Annotated in this window: 20 protein-coding genes and 1 tRNA gene; 11 read left to right on the top strand and 10 right to left on the bottom strand. The window is 56.4% G+C overall.

Annotated elements, in window-relative coordinates; genetic code table 11:
• From AC5EFR_RS16600 to AC5EFR_RS16585, 4 genes are all read right to left on the bottom strand, one after another.
• Positions 1 to 77: transfer RNA gene (locus AC5EFR_RS16600), tRNA-Arg, on the bottom strand.
• A gap of 56 nt (positions 78 to 133) precedes the next feature.
• The gene (locus AC5EFR_RS16595) at positions 134 to 1,516 is read right to left on the bottom strand and encodes a sensor histidine kinase (protein WP_493576886.1); all 1,383 of its coding nucleotides are present in this window, start codon (positions 1,514 to 1,516) and stop codon (positions 134 to 136) included.
• Between the two features lie 6 nt (positions 1,517 to 1,522).
• The gene (locus tag AC5EFR_RS16590; RefSeq protein WP_493576885.1) at positions 1,523 to 2,941 is read right to left on the bottom strand and encodes a dihydrolipoyl dehydrogenase family protein; all 1,419 of its coding nucleotides are present in this window, start codon (positions 2,939 to 2,941) and stop codon (positions 1,523 to 1,525) included.
• A gap of 2 nt (positions 2,942 to 2,943) precedes the next feature.
• On the bottom strand, positions 2,944 to 3,675 hold the full coding sequence (locus AC5EFR_RS16585; protein ID WP_493576884.1) for a TVP38/TMEM64 family protein: 732 nt from the start codon (positions 3,673 to 3,675) through the stop codon (positions 2,944 to 2,946).
• Between the two features lie 286 nt (positions 3,676 to 3,961).
• Here AC5EFR_RS16585 and rpmH point away from each other — a divergent pair, with 286 nt between their 5' ends.
• From rpmH to yidD, 3 genes are read left to right on the top strand one after another with little or no spacing between them, the layout of a single operon-like run.
• A complete protein-coding gene (gene rpmH, locus AC5EFR_RS16580; RefSeq protein ID WP_072775959.1) occupies positions 3,962 to 4,096 on the top strand; it encodes a 50S ribosomal protein L34 in 135 nt (44 codons plus the stop codon).
• A gap of 17 nt (positions 4,097 to 4,113) precedes the next feature.
• Positions 4,114 to 4,512, top strand: a complete 399-nt coding sequence (gene rnpA, locus AC5EFR_RS16575; protein ID WP_493576883.1) for a ribonuclease P protein component — start codon at positions 4,114 to 4,116, stop codon at positions 4,510 to 4,512.
• Positions 4,509 to 4,745, top strand: coding sequence for a membrane protein insertion efficiency factor YidD (yidD, locus tag AC5EFR_RS16570; RefSeq protein WP_299925194.1), 237 nt, complete (start codon positions 4,509 to 4,511; stop codon positions 4,743 to 4,745). Before rnpA ends, yidD begins: the two co-directional genes overlap by 4 nt.
• A gap of 7 nt (positions 4,746 to 4,752) precedes the next feature.
• Here the strand turns inward: yidD and AC5EFR_RS16565 are convergent, their stop codons facing one another.
• Positions 4,753 to 5,175 carry a plastocyanin/azurin family copper-binding protein gene (locus AC5EFR_RS16565; RefSeq protein WP_493576882.1) on the bottom strand — a complete coding sequence of 141 codons (423 nt, stop codon included), beginning with the start codon at positions 5,173 to 5,175 and terminating at the stop codon, positions 4,753 to 4,755.
• 198 nt (positions 5,176 to 5,373) lie between these two features.
• Here AC5EFR_RS16565 and ttcA point away from each other — a divergent pair, with 198 nt between their 5' ends.
• The 8 genes from ttcA (at position 5,374) to AC5EFR_RS16525 (ending at position 13,289) form a co-directional block, all read left to right on the top strand.
• Positions 5,374 to 6,222 (top strand): tRNA 2-thiocytidine(32) synthetase TtcA, encoded by an 849-nt coding sequence (gene ttcA, locus AC5EFR_RS16560; protein WP_493576881.1) that lies wholly within the window; start codon positions 5,374 to 5,376, stop codon positions 6,220 to 6,222.
• Positions 6,223 to 6,295: 73 nt separating this feature from the next.
• Entirely contained in the window at positions 6,296 to 7,843 is a 1,548-nt protein-coding gene (locus tag AC5EFR_RS16555; protein ID WP_493576880.1) for a putative bifunctional diguanylate cyclase/phosphodiesterase, read from the top strand.
• 138 nt (positions 7,844 to 7,981) lie between these two features.
• Positions 7,982 to 9,799: a membrane protein insertase YidC gene (gene yidC / locus AC5EFR_RS16550; protein ID WP_493576879.1), complete on the top strand. Its 1,818-nt coding sequence runs from the start codon at positions 7,982 to 7,984 to the stop codon at positions 9,797 to 9,799.
• On the top strand, positions 9,796 to 10,539 hold the full coding sequence (locus AC5EFR_RS16545) for an MOSC domain-containing protein (RefSeq protein WP_493576878.1): 744 nt from the start codon (positions 9,796 to 9,798) through the stop codon (positions 10,537 to 10,539). The genes yidC and AC5EFR_RS16545 overlap by 4 nt, the downstream gene beginning before the upstream one ends.
• On the top strand, positions 10,536 to 11,192 hold the full coding sequence (yihA, locus tag AC5EFR_RS16540) for a ribosome biogenesis GTP-binding protein YihA/YsxC (RefSeq protein WP_493576877.1): 657 nt from the start codon (positions 10,536 to 10,538) through the stop codon (positions 11,190 to 11,192). The genes AC5EFR_RS16545 and yihA overlap by 4 nt, the downstream gene beginning before the upstream one ends.
• Before the next feature lie 57 nt (positions 11,193 to 11,249).
• Positions 11,250 to 12,137, top strand: a complete 888-nt coding sequence (gene argB / locus AC5EFR_RS16535) for an acetylglutamate kinase (protein ID WP_493576876.1) — start codon at positions 11,250 to 11,252, stop codon at positions 12,135 to 12,137.
• The gene (locus AC5EFR_RS16530) at positions 12,134 to 12,790 is read left to right on the top strand and encodes a ferredoxin (protein ID WP_493576875.1); all 657 of its coding nucleotides are present in this window, start codon (positions 12,134 to 12,136) and stop codon (positions 12,788 to 12,790) included. Before argB ends, AC5EFR_RS16530 begins: the two co-directional genes overlap by 4 nt.
• Before the next feature lie 4 nt (positions 12,791 to 12,794).
• Positions 12,795 to 13,289 carry a SixA phosphatase family protein gene (locus tag AC5EFR_RS16525; RefSeq protein ID WP_493576874.1) on the top strand — a complete coding sequence of 165 codons (495 nt, stop codon included), beginning with the start codon at positions 12,795 to 12,797 and terminating at the stop codon, positions 13,287 to 13,289.
• On the opposite strand, the gene AC5EFR_RS16520 is transcribed toward AC5EFR_RS16525, so the two are convergent.
• The 5 genes from AC5EFR_RS16520 to crcB all read right to left on the bottom strand — a co-directional run bounded on the left by AC5EFR_RS16520 (position 13,286) and on the right by crcB (position 17,289).
• The gene (locus AC5EFR_RS16520; RefSeq protein WP_299925177.1) at positions 13,286 to 14,293 is read right to left on the bottom strand and encodes an amino acid ABC transporter substrate-binding protein; all 1,008 of its coding nucleotides are present in this window, start codon (positions 14,291 to 14,293) and stop codon (positions 13,286 to 13,288) included. The genes AC5EFR_RS16525 and AC5EFR_RS16520 overlap by 4 nt on opposite strands.
• A gap of 176 nt (positions 14,294 to 14,469) precedes the next feature.
• Complete coding sequence (locus tag AC5EFR_RS16515) at positions 14,470 to 15,201, bottom strand: ATP12 family chaperone protein (protein WP_493576873.1); 732 nt, start codon at positions 15,199 to 15,201, stop codon at positions 14,470 to 14,472.
• Positions 15,198 to 15,866: an HAD-IA family hydrolase gene (locus tag AC5EFR_RS16510; RefSeq protein ID WP_493576872.1), complete on the bottom strand. Its 669-nt coding sequence runs from the start codon at positions 15,864 to 15,866 to the stop codon at positions 15,198 to 15,200. Before AC5EFR_RS16510 ends, AC5EFR_RS16515 begins: the two co-directional genes overlap by 4 nt.
• A 2-nt stretch (positions 15,867 to 15,868) precedes the next feature.
• The gene (locus AC5EFR_RS16505; protein WP_299925169.1) at positions 15,869 to 16,915 is read right to left on the bottom strand and encodes an RluA family pseudouridine synthase; all 1,047 of its coding nucleotides are present in this window, start codon (positions 16,913 to 16,915) and stop codon (positions 15,869 to 15,871) included.
• A complete protein-coding gene (gene crcB, locus AC5EFR_RS16500; RefSeq protein WP_299925166.1) occupies positions 16,912 to 17,289 on the bottom strand; it encodes a fluoride efflux transporter CrcB in 378 nt (125 codons plus the stop codon). Before crcB ends, AC5EFR_RS16505 begins: the two co-directional genes overlap by 4 nt.
• Positions 17,290 to 17,298 lie beyond the last annotated feature (9 nt).

Here is a 17,298-nt window from a genome sequence, read left to right as displayed (position 1 = left end):
TGGCGGACCGAGGAGGATTCGAACCCCCGACCCCCTGATTCGTAGTCAGGTACTCTATCCAGCTGAGCTATCGGTCCGTGAGGGCGGGGTTTAGAGTTAGTCGCGAACAAGCGCAAGAGGCAATTTCAACTTTTTACGTCAATTTTCCCATTGGCAGACGAATGACAAAAACCGTGCCGGTGTCATCGCTGTTTTCCAACGTCAATTCGCCACCATGCCCCCGGATCAGCTCAGCGACAATAGCAAGGCCAAGCCCGGATCCACCCTTGCGGACCCCGCCTTGAAACGCCTGAAACAGGTGTTCCTTGGCTTTGGGCGGCAATCCCGGCCCGCTGTCAGACACCCGAATAAACCAATCCGTTTCTGACGTCTCGGCCTGCACGTTGATTTCACCGAGCTGGCCGCTAGCGACAATAGCCTGACGCGCGTTGCGGATCAGATTGCCCAGAGCGCGGTACAATTGCTCGGGATCGCCGCGCACCATCATGCCGGCGGGGATGTCTTCGGTGATGGTGAGGTCATAGTCACCAATTGCCAATCTTTCGGCTTCTATGACTTCGTTCGCTAGGCTGGCGAGATTGAAATGCGTCAAGGATGGCGCGGGTTCTTCTGCGCGACCAAAGGCCAAGGTGTTTTCACAAAGCGACACCGCCCGCGTGATTGAGTTCACCAGCTTGGGTGCCATGCGCTTGACCGTTGGATCTTCGGACATCTCAATCCGATCAGTAAACAGCTGCGCCGCCGTTAGAATGTTGCGCAAGTCATGGCTGACACGGGCCACAGCCCCCCCAAGTTGCGCCAAGCGGTCCTTTTGCTTCAACGCATGGGTCAGCTGGGTTTGCAGGCTGTGCAGCGCCTCTTCGGCCTCGCGCAATTCGCGAACACTGGCGGATGGCTCAATCACCTGGCGTGCATCCTCGGGCGCGGCGGAATAGGCCTTCATATGGCCGACAACCCCCTTGATTGGCTTGACCAACAAAACCCGCACCGCGAGAAACAGCAAGAACGCCGTGATCACCGAGATTACAGCCGACAAGACCAAGATGTTTAGGCCGTAATCAATCATCGCCCGGCGCAACGCCCCGGTTTCCATGGTGATTTCGATTTGCTGACCGGCATTCAAGGACGGGTTGCCGATCACCCGGATCACCTCGGCTTCGGGTTCGGCAAGCCGCATCATCGCGTCGCGGATCAACGGCATCGGACGAGCCCCGCGCAAATCAAAGCTCGCCGTGATTTCCGCCGGCATGGGCGAGGACAGCATCAATTCGCTGACCTCATCCCGCCTTAGGGCCACGTTGAACACACCCGCATTTTTGAGAAGCTCTGCCTCCAACTCTTCCGAAAGCATGTCATCCGCCAAAAGAGCCAGCGACGCGATTTGCGCCCGTTCAAGCCGGGTGATCAAATAATCCTCGCGAAAGCGCGCAACCGAGGGGACAAAGATCATGATTTCGGCCAGCATCACAAAGATGGTGGTCAGGATAAGAAAGCGACCTGAGAGTGAATTCAACATAGGTTCTTACGGCAGCCAGCGTTGCACAAATCGGACGACCTTTTTCACGGTGTCATTTTCGAACAATCTAGGCGAGAAATACGCCCCCGCCACCCGCTTGTTCATTTCCGCAACCGTGGGATACGGCGCGACCATGTTCGACACTGCGCTCATTTTCAAGCCGTTGGCAATGGCAAGTGACCATGTCGCGATCAGCTCACCGGCTTGATAGCCCGCGATTGAGGCCCCGACGGGCTTTCCTTTGACCACCATCACCTTGATCAACCCTTTGGTTTTGCGCTCGGCAATGGCGCGATCATTATGGTGATAATGGAACCGGGCGACCTCAAGCTTGTCACCATATTCCTCCCGCGCCTGCGCTTCGGTCAAACCGACTTGCGACAGCTCGGGCTGGGTATAGGTCGCCCAAGGTATGTGTTTTGTGGTTGCCTTTGCAGGAAGCCCAAAGAGCGCCGAGCGAATAATGATCCCGGCATGATACCCGGCCACATGAGTGAATTGCAGCCCGCCTGCCGCATCGCCAATCGCGTAGACCTTCTTGTTGGTGGTGCGCAGGCTGTCATCGACCTTGATACCGGTGCGTGTGGTTTCAATCCCGGCTTTATCTAGGCCAAGCGTGTCGACATTGGCCTTGCGGCCCACCGCCATCAAAAGATGCGTGCCTTTGAACACCCGGCCATCTTGGGTTTCGACCTCAATCGCTCCGGCTTCACCGCGAATTTCCTTGGCCAAGGCCTCCTCTTCGATCTGCAACCCTTCGGCGCGTAGGTTCTCCAAGACAACCTCAGCCATCTCTGGGTCGTCCTTGCCAAGCGCCTTGGCCCCTTCGATCACCGTGACCTGCGATCCTAGTCGCAAGTGCGCCTGTGCCATTTCCATGCCAATCGGCCCGCCGCCAATCACCAAAAGATGCTCGGGCTTTTCTCGCAACTCCCACAGGGATTCGTTGGTAAGATAGGGTACCGACTCCAAACCGGGGATCGGCGGCACAAAGGGCGAAGAACCGGTCGAAATCACCACCCGACGCGCCTTAATCTTATATGGGCCGGCTTCAACTTCTGTTGGCGATACAAAGCGCCCGTATTCACGGATCACCCGAACGCCAAAGCTTTCAAAACGTTCCTGACTGTCCACCGGTTCAATGGTGGCGATCACGTCATTCACATGGTCCTTGGCGGCGGCGTAATCCACCTTTGGCACCACATTGGCGACGCCGTAATCGGCGGCATGGGTCATTTCAAACGCGGCCTTGCCGCTGGCGATCAGGGCCTTGGACGGGACACAGCCATAGTTCAGGCAATCACCGCCCATCTTGTGCCCCTCAAGCAGGATAACATCCGCCCCCATCTGCGCAGCCCCCGCCGCCGTTGACAATCCGCCAGACCCGGCACCGATGATCAAGAGATCCGTTTTAATCGTTTCCATGATCACAGTTCCTTTTTGCCGCGCAGGGCTTTGATAACAATAGGAAGGGCAGACAAGGCAGCAAGGCCAAGGATGGGGCCAATAATATGTGGCTCAAAGATAATCCCGAGGTCAGGGCTTTCACCGCGGGCGAAAACTTCGCCAAGACCGGCCCCAACCGAGGTGTAGACAACTGTGCCGGGGATGATCCCTAGGAAGGTCGAGACAACAAACCGATAAAGCGGCACCTCAAGAAAGGCGGGGATAAGATTGGCGAGAAAGAACGGCACCGCGGGCACGAGACGGATCAGGAACAGCATCGACCATTGGTTTTCGTCAATGCCATCTTTGATCTGCTTCACCTTGCCTTCTGAGTTTTCCAGCTTGGCCCCCAAACGTGCGCCCAGCCCCCAGCGCGCTGCCAAAAAGATTGCCGTGGCACCAATAGTGGCCGCCATGACGTTGACCATAGACCCGGTCAGGGTCCCGAACAAAAACCCACCGGTTAGTGTGGCAATCGACGCGCCCGGCAATGAAAACGCCACAATGGCGACATAGGCGGCGGCAAATACGCTAATTGTCAAAACGAAATGGCCATCCCGAAAGGCCAAAAGTGCCTCGCGATTGTCGCGCAGTGTTTCAAAGGTCAGATAATCGCGCAGCGTGACCGCACCGACAATCGCAACAAGCGCGATTGCAACAAGGGGCAGGTACCTTTGAACATTGTTTGGGGGTGTTTGGGTCATATCGCTCATATCGTTGGGGCTTTCGGTTGTCGTTGTTGTGCAGCAAACATGCGCATGAATGCTACGCAACAACACCTTCCTCACATCCGCTTGATCGGGAGTTATCGCCAGCGTGAGAATTCGCGGTTAATATTGCCAGAGTGAAACATTCAAAGGGGCTTTTCGGGGCAAATGTTGCAAAGACACCCCGATTGACGTTTGACATACCCCCATGACCTGCCTATAGCACGGACTTCAATTAGCACTGGTCTGGCGAATCCGCGCCCTACAGACCAAGGATCTCGGAGTAGCCGCTATGAAACGCACTTTTCAGCCGTCGAACCTCGTTCGCAAGCGCCGTCACGGTTTTCGTTCGCGCATGGCCACCAAAGCTGGCCGCAAGATTCTTAACGCCCGTCGTGCACGTGGCCGCAAGAGCCTGAGCGCGTAACTCTCGGCGCTTCGCACATGGCGAGGCCTGATGAGCGACTTCAAAAGGCCGCCTCGGTTGATCCGCAGGCGGCTCTTTTGACGTTCAGCGTTTTAAAAAAGCGAACTGACTTCCTCAAGGCCGCACGCGCCAAACGGGCCCCCTGCCCGGCGTTTCTTGTGCAAGCCCGTCACCGATCCACCGGTGAGGCCGAGGGGATTCGGGTTGGCTTTACCTGTTCGAAAAAGGTCGGCAATGCCGTGGCCCGCAATCGCGCCAAGCGCCGGCTGCGTGAAATCGCACGCTCCGTTTTGCCCCAATATGGACAAAACGGCTATGATTATGTCCTGATTGGTCGCGCCGAAAGAACTGCCAATCATGACATCCAAGCGATGAAGGCCGATTTGATCCGCGCGCTGCAAAAGCTCCACACATGACGCCGCTTGCCCATATCGCGGCGCTGCCCGTTCGTGCATATCGGCTGTTGTTTTCGCCTTGGGTTGGTCATGGTTGCCGGTATCACCCGACCTGTTCCGCCTATGCGCTGGAAGCACTTGAGAAACATGGCGGCATCAAGGGAACATGGCTGACGATCCGGCGCATTGGCCGGTGTCACCCCTGGGGCGGTAGCGGGATCGACAATGTCCCGCCTCGCAAAGATGCGCCCTAAGCTGCGCCTACTGGCGGTCCAAATGCTCTTGCCAGATTGACAAAAACGCCTGCTTTTCGCGTGGGCGTGCCTTCATCCCCGCGACTTGTTCATCAATGTCGTTGACCCCGGTCACATCCCCGACGATTACAAGCATGGCCATGCCGTATTGTCCGTGACGCCGACAGCGAAACCCAAAGATTCCCGGCTCGTCAAACCGCACTTCGGCGCGGCGCTGGTTTGAAATCGCAACGTGCTCTTTTCCATCGGGCCACAACGGATTGGCGGAATGGACCGTGTGCTCGCCCCGACTATTCAAGAAAACCACCGCATCGCCGGGGTTTAGATAGACAATCGCCGGATCAAAGCGAAACATTCCGGTCGCGGCTGTGGCTCCGGGATCGGTGATTTGATTGATCTCCATCTTATGACCGGCATGCATATCAGACATATCGACAATTTTATCTTCTGCCTGCACCACGCTCGCCAGCAAGGCAAACGACAGACTCATTAGTAAACGACACATATCAGCCCCCATTCATCCGAGTGTTTCAGTCGGCTTTAGGCGCTTTCAACTTGATCGAACTTGATCTGACCCCGTTTCCCCAAGAAAACTTGCGCAATCGGCCCAAAGCGCTAAACAGCGCCCATGTTTGACAATGCCGATGATATTCACCCGCTTTTCTACGGTGCGCCCAAAACCACCGAGTTCAAAAAACTGCGCAAGCGCATTGTGCAAAATGTGCGCGAGGCGATTGATCAATATGGCATGATCGAGGACGGGGCCAAATGGCTGGTCTGCCTGTCTGGCGGCAAGGACAGCTATACATTGTTGGCCGTTCTGCACGAGTTAAAATGGCGCGGTTTGTTGCCGGTTGACCTCGTTGCTTGCAACCTCGACCAGGGGCAGCCAGGCTTTCCCGCGACGGTCTTGCCAGCCTTCTTAGAAAAGATGGAAGTGCCGCATCGCATTGAATACCAAGATACTTATTCAATTGTGATGGACAAAATCCCGCAAGGTCGGACGTTTTGCGCGCTCTGCTCTCGCTTGCGCCGCGGCAATCTCTATCGAATCGCGCGCGAAGAAGGCTGTTCCGCCGTGGTGTTAGGCCACCATCGCGATGATATTCTCGAAACCTTCTTTATGAATCTCTTTCACGGTGGGCGCCTTGCAACCATGCCCCCTAAACTCTTGAACGAAGAAGGTGATCTCTTTGTTTATCGACCGTTGGCACATGTGGCAGAGGTCGATTGTGAGCGATTCGCCAAGGCGATGAACTACCCGATTATCCCCTGCGATCTTTGCGGGAGTCAGGATGGGTTGCAACGCCAGCAAGTGAAGCAAATCCTTGATGGGTGGGAAAAGAACAGCCCCGGACGCCGCAATGTCATGTTCAAAGCGCTCACCAACATCCGCCCATCGCATATGCTTGACCCAAAGCTTTTTGATTTCGCAGGGTTGATGCGGGATCAAGAAGAAGAGAATTCGATCGATTAGTTGGGTCGGCGTTAAGAGCCGAGTTACGGATTGCGTCTAGATTCCCAGTGTAAGACTCGGGAAAGGATACGCAATGAAGGCGGCCATCAACGCCCAATTTGGCAAAATACGTTTGTTTTTGCATCGTGGATTGAACGGACCTCAGGCCTTGGCATTCTTGCCTGCACTGGCCTTGGCGGCATTTTGGTTGGGTGGCGAAACCTTCCTGATCGCGGTTGCCCTTGGCTTGCCCGCAGTAATCCTTTTGGCTGGCAACTTTGCTCTACCGAATAGTGATCAAAGCGAACCCTCGGCCTACTCCGACGTTGTCAATAACATGACTGCCAACAAAATGTCCGATGCCTCACTGACTCAGGCCCGTGCGGTCAGCATGGCATCGGCTTGTATACTTGTAGAAGTCGATGGTTTGGAAGAAATCGCACAGCGAGGGGGGGATGCCACGGCCGAAGCCATGCGCGATTTATCTCTCAGCCGGATACGCAATACCCTAAGACGTGACGACCGTGCCGTAAGGATGAGCGACAGCCGATTCTTGATTCTATTGGCCCCCTCTATTCGCCTCGATCTTGAAGCCTTGCTACAGCTTTCGACACGGCTTCAAACCTCCGTCGAGGAACCCGCGTCACTTGAAAACTCCATGCGCTACTTATCTGCCTCGGTCGGTTTTTGCGGAAGCCCCCGTTTGCCCGATGATGCAACCGGCGCGCAAATGCTGGAATCAGCAGGTGTGGCGTTGAATGAGGCCATCAAAAATGGCCCTTCTGCTATCCGCGCATGGTCCGAAAACATGCGTGCCGCCCACAAAGAGCAGCAAAACTTGCGAACCGAAGTTGACCGTGCTTTGGCCAATGGACAAATCCAACCTTGGTTTCAGCCACAAATTTGCACCTCCACAGGGAGTATCAGCGGCGTCGAAGCGTTGGCGCGTTGGATCCACCCAGAGCGCGGAATCGTCCCACCGGCGCAATTCTTACGCGTGTTAGAAGACGCCGGACGCATGGAGCGATTGGGCGAAGTCATCTTGCAACACAGCCTCACCGCCTTGCGCAGTTGGGATCAGGCCGGTTTGGATATCCCAAGGGTGAGTGTCAACTTCTCGGACTCAGAACTGCGCGAACCCAACCTCGTTCAAAAAATCCAATGGGAGCTGGATCGCTTTGGTCTAACGCCACCCCGTTTGGGCATTGAAGTGTTGGAAACTGTCATTGCGGGATCACCCGAAGGGATCGTGGCACGGAACATTGTCGAGCTAGGAGAACTTGGTTGTCATATTGATCTGGATGATTTTGGCACCGGACACGCCTCCATCACCGCCCTTCGCAAATTCAAAGTCCACCGCCTGAAAATTGACCGGAGCTTTGTCACCCGCGTTGATCGCGACGAAGACCAACATCGTATGTTGGCAGCTGTGCTTGGCATGGCTGACCGACTTGGGTTGGAAACCTTGGCCGAAGGCGTCGAAAGCGTCGGTGAGCATGCGCTGTTGTCTCAACTCGGATGTGATCATGTACAAGGGTTTGGTATTGCGCGTCCCATGCCGGTCGATCAATTGGTTGATTGGGCCAAAGCCCATGCAAACCGTATCGAAGGGGCACAACGCCTCGGACGTGGGGCAAAATAGCGCGGCGCAGGCGGAACCGTCGAAGAATCCACTTGGCTTTGCATTGTAACCTGCCTTTATCCCCGAATCCCCTTGACCTTTGAGGCTTGGGGCGGTTGAACGCTCCGGTGACGTAGAACGGATAAGGCAGCGCCCCCTATGGACGAGCAAAACAAGAACCTGTTTCTTGCAACCGCACTAAGCTTTGTTGTGATCCTGGTCTGGTTCATTCTCTTTCCCCCTCCAGAAGAACCTCCAGTTGACCCCAACGCACCAGTTGCTATCGAAGGCGAAGCCCCTGTTGCAAGCGATGTGGCCGCGGCACCAACCGCAGCGCCAGGCAGCGCACCGGCTCAAGCTGCAGAAAGCACTGAGACCGTCGAAGCCCCGCGCGTCACGTTGAACACAGATCGCCTTGAAGGGTCGATTTCTTTGGTCGGAGGACGCATTGATGACCTTCGCCTCAAAGACTACCGTGTTTCACTCGACGAAGACTCCGAGATTGTCCAAATGCTGGACCCGGCCGGAAGCGACACCCCGTACTACGCTCTTTATGGGTGGGCCCCGGGTGCTGGTCTCACTTTGGATGACGTTCCAGGAGCCAACACACTTTGGTCCGTTGAAACCGGTGACACGCTGACCTCATCCTCACCAGTCATCTTGCGTTGGGATAGCCCTGCTGGTCTGACATTCCGACGCAATATCGGCATCGACGCCAATTACATGTTCTCGATCACTCAATCGGTCGAAAACACCAGCGGTGCGGCCGTTTCGTTGGCCCCTTACGGCATTCTTGCGCGCAAAGGCGAACCTGCTGATCTCAAGAACTTCTTCGTCTTGCACGAGGGCGTTGTGGCCATGGCCGACGGCACATTGTCTGAAATCGACTATGGCGACATGCCGGATTTCAACATCGTGCCAAGCGAAGGCGCGCGTGCCGAGGTGACACAGGTCGCTGAAAACGGCTGGATCGGGTTCACTGATCATTACTGGATGGCCACTCTCATCCCTGAGCCCGGTTCGGCTTACAAACAGGTCGCGAAATACGACGAAAGCCGCGATATTTACCAAACCGAAACCGTGCTGCCGACCGTTCAACTGGCTCCCGGTGCAACCGAAACCGCCAATACCCAATTGTTTGCTGGTGCCAAAGAATGGGAAACCATCCGCGCTTATGAAAAAGGTGGCGTACTTGGCTTCCTCGACTCGATTGACTGGGGTTGGTTCTTCTTCCTGACCAAGCCTATCTTTGCGGTCCTACACTGGCTCAATGCCGCCATTGGCAACATGGGTTGGGCGATCATCGGCTTGACCTTGGGCATCAAGGCCCTGCTCTTCCCGCTGGCCTATAAATCTTATGTCTCCATGGCCAAGATGAAAGAGCTTCAGCCTGAGATGGAGAAGATCAAAGAGCGCACTGGTGACGATCGTGAAAAGCTCCAGAAAGAAATGATGGCGCTCTACAAAAAGGAAAAGGTGAACCCGGCCGCCGGTTGCTTGCCAATCCTGATGCAGATTCCGATCTTCTTCTCGCTCTACAAGGTGATCTTTGTCACATTGGAACTGCGTCACGCCGCTTTCTTTGGCCCGTTCCAAGACCTGTCGGCCCCGGACCCAACCTCGCTCTTCAACCTATTCGGCTTGCTGCCTTTTGCCTCGCCAGAGCCGGGTTCCATTATGGCGTTGATCTTTATCGGTATCTTGCCGCTCCTCTTGGGGATCTCCATGTGGCTTCAGCAAAAACTGAACCCGGCACCCACCGATCCAACTCAGGCCATGATTTTCGCATGGATGCCTTGGGTCTTCATGTTCATGCTGGGTAGTTTTGCAAGCGGGCTTGTGGTGTACTGGATCGCGAACAACACGATCACATTCACGCAGCAGTACCTGATCATGCGCAGCCAAGGCTTCAAGCCTGACATTCTGGGCAACATCAAGGGCAGCTTCAAAAAGGCCACCAAGCCCGAGGAAAAATGACGCTAACCCTTGCTGAAATCTGGCGGTTCCCGATCAAAAGCCATGGTCGGGAACCGCTTTCGTTTACGGACCTGTCCATTGACAAGGCGCTGCCGTGGGATCGTGCCTGGGCCGTGGCCCATGACGCGAGCCAAGCCGACGGGAGCGAATGGGTGCCCTGTGGCCAGTTCTCGCGCGGTGCCAAGGCTCCGGGCTTAAGCGCGATTTCAGCCAAGCTTGATGAGATCACGCAGACCATCACCCTGTCCCATCCGGATCGCGACGATCTGACCTTCGACCCCGATACCGATGGCGACAAACTGATCGCTTGGGCGGGCGGCTTTATTCCCGAAAACCGGGCCCAATCGTCGCGTGTCATCCGCGGGCAAGGGTTTGGTTTTACCGACTGCCATTTTCAGTCAATCACACTGGGCAATATGGCCTCTCATCGGGCCGTTGAACAACGGGTTGGGCACCCGCTTTCAATCCATCGTTGGCGCTGCAACCTCTGGGTTGATGGCATGGCCCCATGGGAAGAGTTCGATTGGGTGGGCCATCAAGTCCGAATCGGCGACGCAATTCTAGAGGTGGTAGAGCGGACCGAACGCTGTCTTGCCACTCATAACAATCCTGACACTGGACGCCGGGACGACAATATTCTTGGGGCTTTGGATAGCTGGAGCCATCGCGACTTCACCGTTCAAACCAAGGTTGTTCACCCCGGCCGCATCCAACAGGGCGATAAGGTACAAAGACTGTGACACAACAACTTCCTTTCCCATTGGTCGATGAGCCAGAGGCCGACGTCATCGAAGCCGCCCGCATTTTGTTCGCCGGCGAAGTCGAGTTTCTCAAAGGCGTGGTTGCGATGGACGGACTACCACCCGATGACCGCGCCGAAGTGTGCTTTGCCGGGCGTTCCAACGTTGGTAAATCTAGCCTGATCAATGCGTTGACCGGGCGCAAAGGCTTGGCGCGTGCCTCCAACACCCCCGGCCGTACGCAAGAAATCAACTATTTCACCTTGGCTAACGATCATTATCTCGTCGACCTGCCCGGCTATGGCTTTGCCAACGCCCCGGTCGATGTGGTGGCAAAATGGCAGAACCTTCTGAAAAACTACCTTGCCGGCCGCGCCAGCCTGCGCCGCGCCTTTGTGCTGATCGACTTTCGCCATGGCGTCAAAGCCGTCGACGAAGAGATCATGACGCTGCTCGACAAATCCGCCGTGACCTTTCAGGTTGTTTTGACCAAATCGGACAAGGTGAAAGCCAAGGATCACGACAAGGTTTTGGCACAGGTGCGTGGCGCATTGGCCAAACATCCGGCTGCCTATCCTGAAATGGTCCTCACCAGCAGTGAAAAAGGCGACGGTATCGCCACGCTGCGCGCGATCATTGCCGGACTGGCCTAGCATTTCGGGCCAAGACACGGCAAAACCAGTGCCAGCCTAATGCTTTGGGGACCGACGATGAGAAAGCAGAACATGACCAGCAACTGGATTGAAACCGCCCGCACCCTGTCCGAAGCTTTGCCCTATTTGCAGCGCTACACCGGTGCGATCGTGGTGGTGAAATTCGGCGGAAACGCGATGGGCGATGATGCCGCGATGGCGCAATTTGCCCGTGACATCGTTTTGATGCGTCAAGTTGGAGTGAACCCCGTTGTTGTTCATGGCGGTGGGCCGATGATCAATGATCTGCTTGGTCGTTTGAACATCGAATCGCACTTTGTTCGGGGCAAGCGGGTGACCGATGCGGCCACCGTCGAAGTCGTGGAAATGGTTCTGACTGGTCAGGTCAACAAGCGCATTGTTCAGGCCATCATGGGCGAAGGTGGGCGCGCCGTTGGCCTTTCGGGTAAGGACGACAACCTGATGGTGTGTGAACCCGATAACCCGGAATTGGGCTTTGTCGGTCGCCCGGTGGAAATGAATGCACAGGTCCTTCATGACCTGTTCGCCGCTGGCATCATCCCGGTTGTTGCCCCCGTGGGCACCGGCCCCAATGGCCAAGATACCTATAACGTCAACGGTGACACCGCCGCTGGCGCGATTGCCGGGGCGCTCAAGGCCGATCGTTTGCTGCTTTTGACCGATGTCGAAGGCGTCAAAGATGGATCTGGTGAGGTTGTGACCGAAATGACCCCCGACGATGTGCGACGCATGACCAGCGATGGCACCATTGCCGGTGGCATGATCCCCAAGACCGAGACCGCTTTGAAGGCGATTGATCAGGGGGTACGCGGCGTCGTCATTATTGATGGCCGCGCCGAAAACGCCTGTTTGCTTGAGCTCTTTACCGAACATGGATCGGGCTCGATGATCCGCCCCGCGGATTTGCCCCCCCTATCGGAATGATCGACGCGGCGGGCATTGACCATGCGGCGCGGGGTCTTGGCCTCGCGCTACGTGGCGTGCTGCACCCCAAACCGGATGCCACGCTTGACGGGGCGACCCAGACTCTTGTCTTGCTCGGGCCTGACGAACCGAACTTTTGGGACGTGTTCACACGGTCACCAGAGTACTTAGATGGTGAACCCGATCCCATGGATCGCTGGTCAAAGCGCATCGCCACGCCGCTTGCCGAACGTTGGCAGGGACAGGCGCTTTTTCCATCCGATGGCCCGCCCTACCCGCCGTTTCTTGGCTGGGCAACGGCGTCGGGGGCGGCTTGGTCCTCACCTGTTGGGCTTTTGGTTCACAAAGACGCAGGACTTTTTGTCAGCTATCGCTGCGCCATTGCCCTGCCCTTTCACGTACCTGTGCCAGCCCCTTCAATGCCCCCCTGCAAAACCTGCGACGCGCCATGCGAGAGTGCCTGCCCAGTTTCCGCGATCGCCAAAGATCACCCCTATGATGTTGCGCGATGCAAGGCCCATATGCGCAACCCCGACGGGGTAGAATGCCGCGAAAACGGCTGTTTGGTGCGGCGCGCCTGCCCGGTTGCGACAAATTTCCGCCGTTTGCCTGCACAGTCCGCTTTCCACATGGCCGCATTTCTGAAAAACTGACGCTATGAAACGTCTTATTTTGATGCGCCACGCCAAATCCGATTGGTCGCTCGGCGAAGAAGATCACACCCGTCCACTCAACCCACGCGGCAAAGCCTCGGCTGTTACCTTGGGAAAGTGGTTGCGCGATCAAAAGATTGAGCCTGATGAGGTGTTATGTTCAAGCGCCACGCGGACGCGCCAAACTCTGGACGGGCTCAACCTTGATGCCAAGACCCGCTTTGAACCGTCGCTATACTTGGCCGATCCGTCGGTGATCTTGGATGTTCTAAGCTCCGCCACTGGTGACACGGTGCTGATCCTGGCCCATAATCCGGGGATCGCCATGTTGGCTCAGGGCATGGTCTCGCACCATCACCCGCATCCCCGGTTTGCCGACTATCCGACCGGGGCGACCCTAGTTGTCGATTTTGATTGTGAGAGCTGGGACAAAGCAGAACCCGGCACAGGCCGAGCTCATAGCTTTGTTATTCCACGAGAATTAGAAGACGCGCGTTAGCGGAAAGGCGGGCTATAGAGCAATCCGCCATCTGTCCATTGCGCGTTTAACCCGCGCGACAGGCCAATGGGCGTGTTCTCACCGATGTTCTTTTCAAACAACTCGCCATAGTTTCCGCCGGCGCGAATGGCATTGACCGCCCAGTCCGATGGCAGCCCTAGCATTTCACCCAACAACCCTTCGGTACCAAGCAACCGATTGATTTCCGGGTTGTTTGTGCCTTCCAAAAGTTCATCCACATTGGCCGATGTCACGCCCAGCTCTTCGGCTGCGATAAGCGAATTGAGCGTCCAACGCACCACATCCGCCCATTCATTATCATCATGACGGACCGCAGGGCCGAGTGGCTCTTTGGAGATGATTTCGGGCAACAGAACGTGGTCACCGGGGGCCTCAAAGGTGGCGCGAATGGCCGCCAATCCGGATGCATCTGTGGAATATACCTCGCATGCGCCTTCCAAATAAAGGGTCTGCGCCTCGGCGGTCGATTCTATTGGGATTTCGTCATAGTCGATATTATTGCGCTCAAAGAACTCCGACAGGTTCGGCCCTGTGGTCGTATCCGTTTGAACGCAAACGGCTTTTCCGTTTAGCTCTTTGGCCGAGGAAATGCCCGACGCCTTGGGGACCATGAACCCCTGACCGTCGTAATAATTGATACCTGCAAATTCCAGTTTCAGATCGACATCCGCCGACATGCTCCACGTTGTATTGCGGGCCAGCATGTCGATTTCACCAGACAAGAGCGCTGTGAACCGGGACTTATTGGTGGTCGGGACAAATTGTACCGCCGTCGGATCGCCCAAAACAGCAGCGGCCACCGCGCGGCAAAGCCCCACGTCAAACCCATGCCATTCTTCGTTGGCGTCTTGCGACGCAAAGCCGACCAGACCGGAATTCACCCCGCATCTGAGCACGCCATGCGCTTTGACGTCATCCAATGTGCCTGCCTCTGCGGCTCCCGCAGCACCCAAAAGCGCGCTAAGGAGTATAAAATTCCGCATATTTCCCTCTTCTCAGGTTTATGCCTCGAAACAACGAGAAGCCCTTGTACGCGGGCCTTAGCTACCAATATTCGGGCGTCCCTTCCCTGCGACTATGAGTTTGGGCGATTTAGCGCTTCAACGTCAAGGCAAGATACCGCCGATAGACCTGTTTTACAGGCTTCTATACCTATGATTCACTGATCTTTGCTCTCGTCCGTTGTGCTTGCCTGTCGATAAAACAATTCCGCAAAGACCAGCTCGCTTTTCTTGCGGTTTGCCAATTCGCTCGCCTCTTCATCCTCGCCCCATTGCTCCTCCTGCCAGGCTTCATCAAGCCGCGACAGGTCCCACAAGGTTTCCGCGTCGTGTAGACGATAAGTTGCTGCGAATCCAAGGATCAAAGAGCCGGTCATCGACACAAGGTCGTGAAACGCCGCCAATTGGAACGGCGTGAATTGATGCACTTTGGCCGTCAACCCGGCCAGAACTTTGCCGTCTTGGGCGGCATGCATAATGCCTGTGCGCGGCTCTAACCGGGCGTCCAGGGTTTCCGCCGCCCAATCCAGAACCGGATCCCATTTCTCGGCCTGACGTGCCGCCAATTCCGCCGGGCTTTCGGCGCGATAGCACAAAAGATCAGCATCGCCATAAGCAGCCAACATATCCGCGACTTCGCCGAACTGGGTTGCGACCTTGTCCAAGGCCGAATTTGACATGCGGGTAAAGGGCATGGTCGCCGGGTCGATTTTATCGTCTTGCGCCTGCCATTCCTGTGCAATCGCGTCCGCCAAAGCGCGCGTCGGCACAATCAACGGCGTCTTGGCCGGCGTTCTGACATTGCGGCCATCCAAGGTCACGGAAAACCCGTTTTCAACCTCGATGGTTTCGGCGGCTGTCCAAAACCGCTTGGGTGCCCATTCGCTCATTCGAAACCTCCCAAAAGCTGCTCGATCGCCTGTTCAAGCGCGCCTGCGTCGTGAACCAATGCATCCGCATGCGCAAGCGCTTTGTCGTTGTGATAGCCCCAGCCAACGCCAATTGCCTTGAACCCGGCGGCATGGGCCATATCCATGTCGAAACTGGTGTCGCCAATCATCACTGCATGCGCCGCCTCGGCCCCGCTTTCGCGCAGGGTTGCCTGCAACATGGATGGGTGGGGTTTGGATGGATGATCGTCGGCGACCTGAGTCGTTATAAAACGCGCCGGCAAATCCAGCCCTTCAAGCAAGGCCGTCAATCCGCGCCGTGATTTCCCCGTGGCAATCCCGAGCAACAGGTTGTCATGCTTGGCCAACCGACCCAACAAGGCGGATATCCCATCGTAAAGTGGCGAATGCCCACCTTTGCGACGCAAATCTGCATAGCTGTCCTTATAGGCCTCAACCATCTGATCTCGAATGGTTTCCCCGACCTCTGGCACAAGCTGCGCCATGGCTTGGGGCAAGGACAGACCGACAATCGACAACACCTGCGCCTTGGGAGGCAAAGCCACATCCACGCTGGCAAAGGCCGCCTGCATTGACGCCAATATATCACCCTGACTGTCGACGAGGGTGCCATCGACATCAAATACCGCCAGTTTCAACGTCACGTTTACAGACCCTCAAACGGATCATCATCCGCAAAGCTTTCTTCCCAGCCCAGCGTGTCCCAGCTTTGCGCCATGTGATCGGGAAGCGGTGCCTTGATCGTCACAACCTTGCGGGTCACCGGGTGCACAAAGCTCATTGAGCGGGCATGAAGATGAAGCTTTTTCGAGATCATGCCGCCAAGCTGAGCCCCCCACCCATCACCAAGGTTTTCCTGACCCGATCCACCATATTTGCCGTCGCCAATAATCGGATGGCCAATCTCGGCCATATGGGCGCGCAATTGGTGGGTCCGTCCGGTGATCGGCTCCATCGCCACCCAAGCGGCGCGTGACGCAACCCGGTACAGTGTTGCATAAAGCGTATGGGCGCGTTTCGCCCCGGGCGTGCTATCCATGTCGCGCGGATGCACAGCGATCATTTTCTCGCCACCGCCCGACGGACCATGCCCCGGCGCTTTGACCAAACCATAGCGGATTTCGCCGAGGTAAGGCACCGGCACACCGCCCACCAAAGCCCAATAAATCTTGCGGGTTTCTTTGTGGCGAATGGCATCTGTTAGCCCTTTGGCCACTTCACGAGACCGGGCCAACAACAACACACCGGATGTGTCCTTGTCCAAACGGTGCACAAGTCGCGGCTTTTCATCGCTGCCGAACTTTAGCGCTTCGGAGAGGCCGTCCACATGGCGGGTTTGTTTGCTGCCGCCTTGGGTCGCCAAACCGGGCGGTTTGTTCAAGGCAATCACATGATCGTCTTTCCAGAGCACACAGCTTTGGATCATCTGAGCATCGGCGTCCGACACGCGCGGCTGTGGTTTGGGTTCGGATTTAACCTCACTGGCATCCGGGAGCGGCGGGATGCGCACGGTTTGCCCAACTTCTAAACGGGTCGAGGCTTTGACCCGGCCGCCATCCACCCGAAGCTCGCCTTTTCGGCACATCTTTTCGATACGGCCCTGCCCCACATGCGGGAACATCCGTTTTAGCCAGCGGTCAAGGCGCTGATCCCCTTCGCCCGGGGCAATCGTTAGGGTCTGAACACGGCTCATGAGGCAAAGCTCCGGGCTAAAAGGAGGCCGGCAAACAGCGCGGCAATGGAAAAAACAACAGAGGCCAGCACATAGCCTGCGGCAAGGGTGACGTCACCCCTTTCATACAGGGTCGCCGCATCAAGCGAAAACGCCGAAAAGGTGGTGAACCCGCCCAACACTCCGGTCATCAAGAACGGGGCAAATCGCGTCCCCGACAGATGCGCCAGCACAACCACGATCACCCCCATCATAAACGAGCCGACAATATTGACGACCAACGTCCCCCACGGGAACCCCGCCCCAAGCCAGCGCATCGCGCCAACCCCGGTCAGATAGCGCAAAACAGCACCGATTGCGCCACCAAGCGCCACTTGAACAAGGGTGAAAATCATCAACGTCTG

The sequence above is a fragment of the Pelagimonas sp. genome (assembly GCF_058892305.1).
Note: the sequence above shows the minus strand (reverse complement) of the source record. Positions and strands in the feature narration are given on the sequence as shown.

Excerpts from the sequence above, each read along its gene's own strand:
- AC5EFR_RS16565 (WP_493576882.1), bottom strand. The coding sequence starts at position 5,175 with ATGTCTGATATGCATGCCGGTCATAAGATGGAGATCAATCAAATCACC.
- AC5EFR_RS16520 (WP_299925177.1), bottom strand. The coding sequence starts at position 14,293 with ATGCGGAATTTTATACTCCTTAGCGCGCTTTTGGGTGCTGCGGGAGCC.
- AC5EFR_RS16585 (WP_493576884.1), bottom strand. The coding sequence starts at position 3,675 with ATGAGCGATATGACCCAAACACCCCCAAACAATGTTCAAAGGTACCTG.
- yidD (WP_299925194.1), top strand. The coding sequence starts at position 4,509 with ATGACGCCGCTTGCCCATATCGCGGCGCTGCCCGTTCGTGCATATCGG.
- ttcA (WP_493576881.1), top strand. The coding sequence starts at position 5,374 with ATGTTTGACAATGCCGATGATATTCACCCGCTTTTCTACGGTGCGCCC.
- argB (WP_493576876.1), top strand. The coding sequence starts at position 11,250 with ATGAGAAAGCAGAACATGACCAGCAACTGGATTGAAACCGCCCGCACC.
- AC5EFR_RS16545 (WP_493576878.1), top strand. The coding sequence starts at position 9,796 with ATGACGCTAACCCTTGCTGAAATCTGGCGGTTCCCGATCAAAAGCCAT.
- AC5EFR_RS16590 (WP_493576885.1), bottom strand. The coding sequence starts at position 2,941 with ATGGAAACGATTAAAACGGATCTCTTGATCATCGGTGCCGGGTCTGGC.
- AC5EFR_RS16515 (WP_493576873.1), bottom strand. The coding sequence starts at position 15,201 with ATGAGCGAATGGGCACCCAAGCGGTTTTGGACAGCCGCCGAAACCATC.
- yidC (WP_493576879.1), top strand. The coding sequence starts at position 7,982 with ATGGACGAGCAAAACAAGAACCTGTTTCTTGCAACCGCACTAAGCTTT.
- AC5EFR_RS16595 (WP_493576886.1), bottom strand. The coding sequence starts at position 1,516 with ATGTTGAATTCACTCTCAGGTCGCTTTCTTATCCTGACCACCATCTTT.
- AC5EFR_RS16505 (WP_299925169.1), bottom strand. The coding sequence starts at position 16,915 with ATGAGCCGTGTTCAGACCCTAACGATTGCCCCGGGCGAAGGGGATCAG.
- crcB (WP_299925166.1), bottom strand. The coding sequence starts at position 17,289 with ATGATTTTCACCCTTGTTCAAGTGGCGCTTGGTGGCGCAATCGGTGCT.
- AC5EFR_RS16530 (WP_493576875.1), top strand. The coding sequence starts at position 12,134 with ATGATCGACGCGGCGGGCATTGACCATGCGGCGCGGGGTCTTGGCCTC.
- rpmH (WP_072775959.1), top strand. The coding sequence starts at position 3,962 with ATGAAACGCACTTTTCAGCCGTCGAACCTCGTTCGCAAGCGCCGTCAC.
- AC5EFR_RS16525 (WP_493576874.1), top strand. The coding sequence starts at position 12,795 with ATGAAACGTCTTATTTTGATGCGCCACGCCAAATCCGATTGGTCGCTC.
- rnpA (WP_493576883.1), top strand. The coding sequence starts at position 4,114 with ATGGCGAGGCCTGATGAGCGACTTCAAAAGGCCGCCTCGGTTGATCCG.
- AC5EFR_RS16555 (WP_493576880.1), top strand. The coding sequence starts at position 6,296 with ATGAAGGCGGCCATCAACGCCCAATTTGGCAAAATACGTTTGTTTTTG.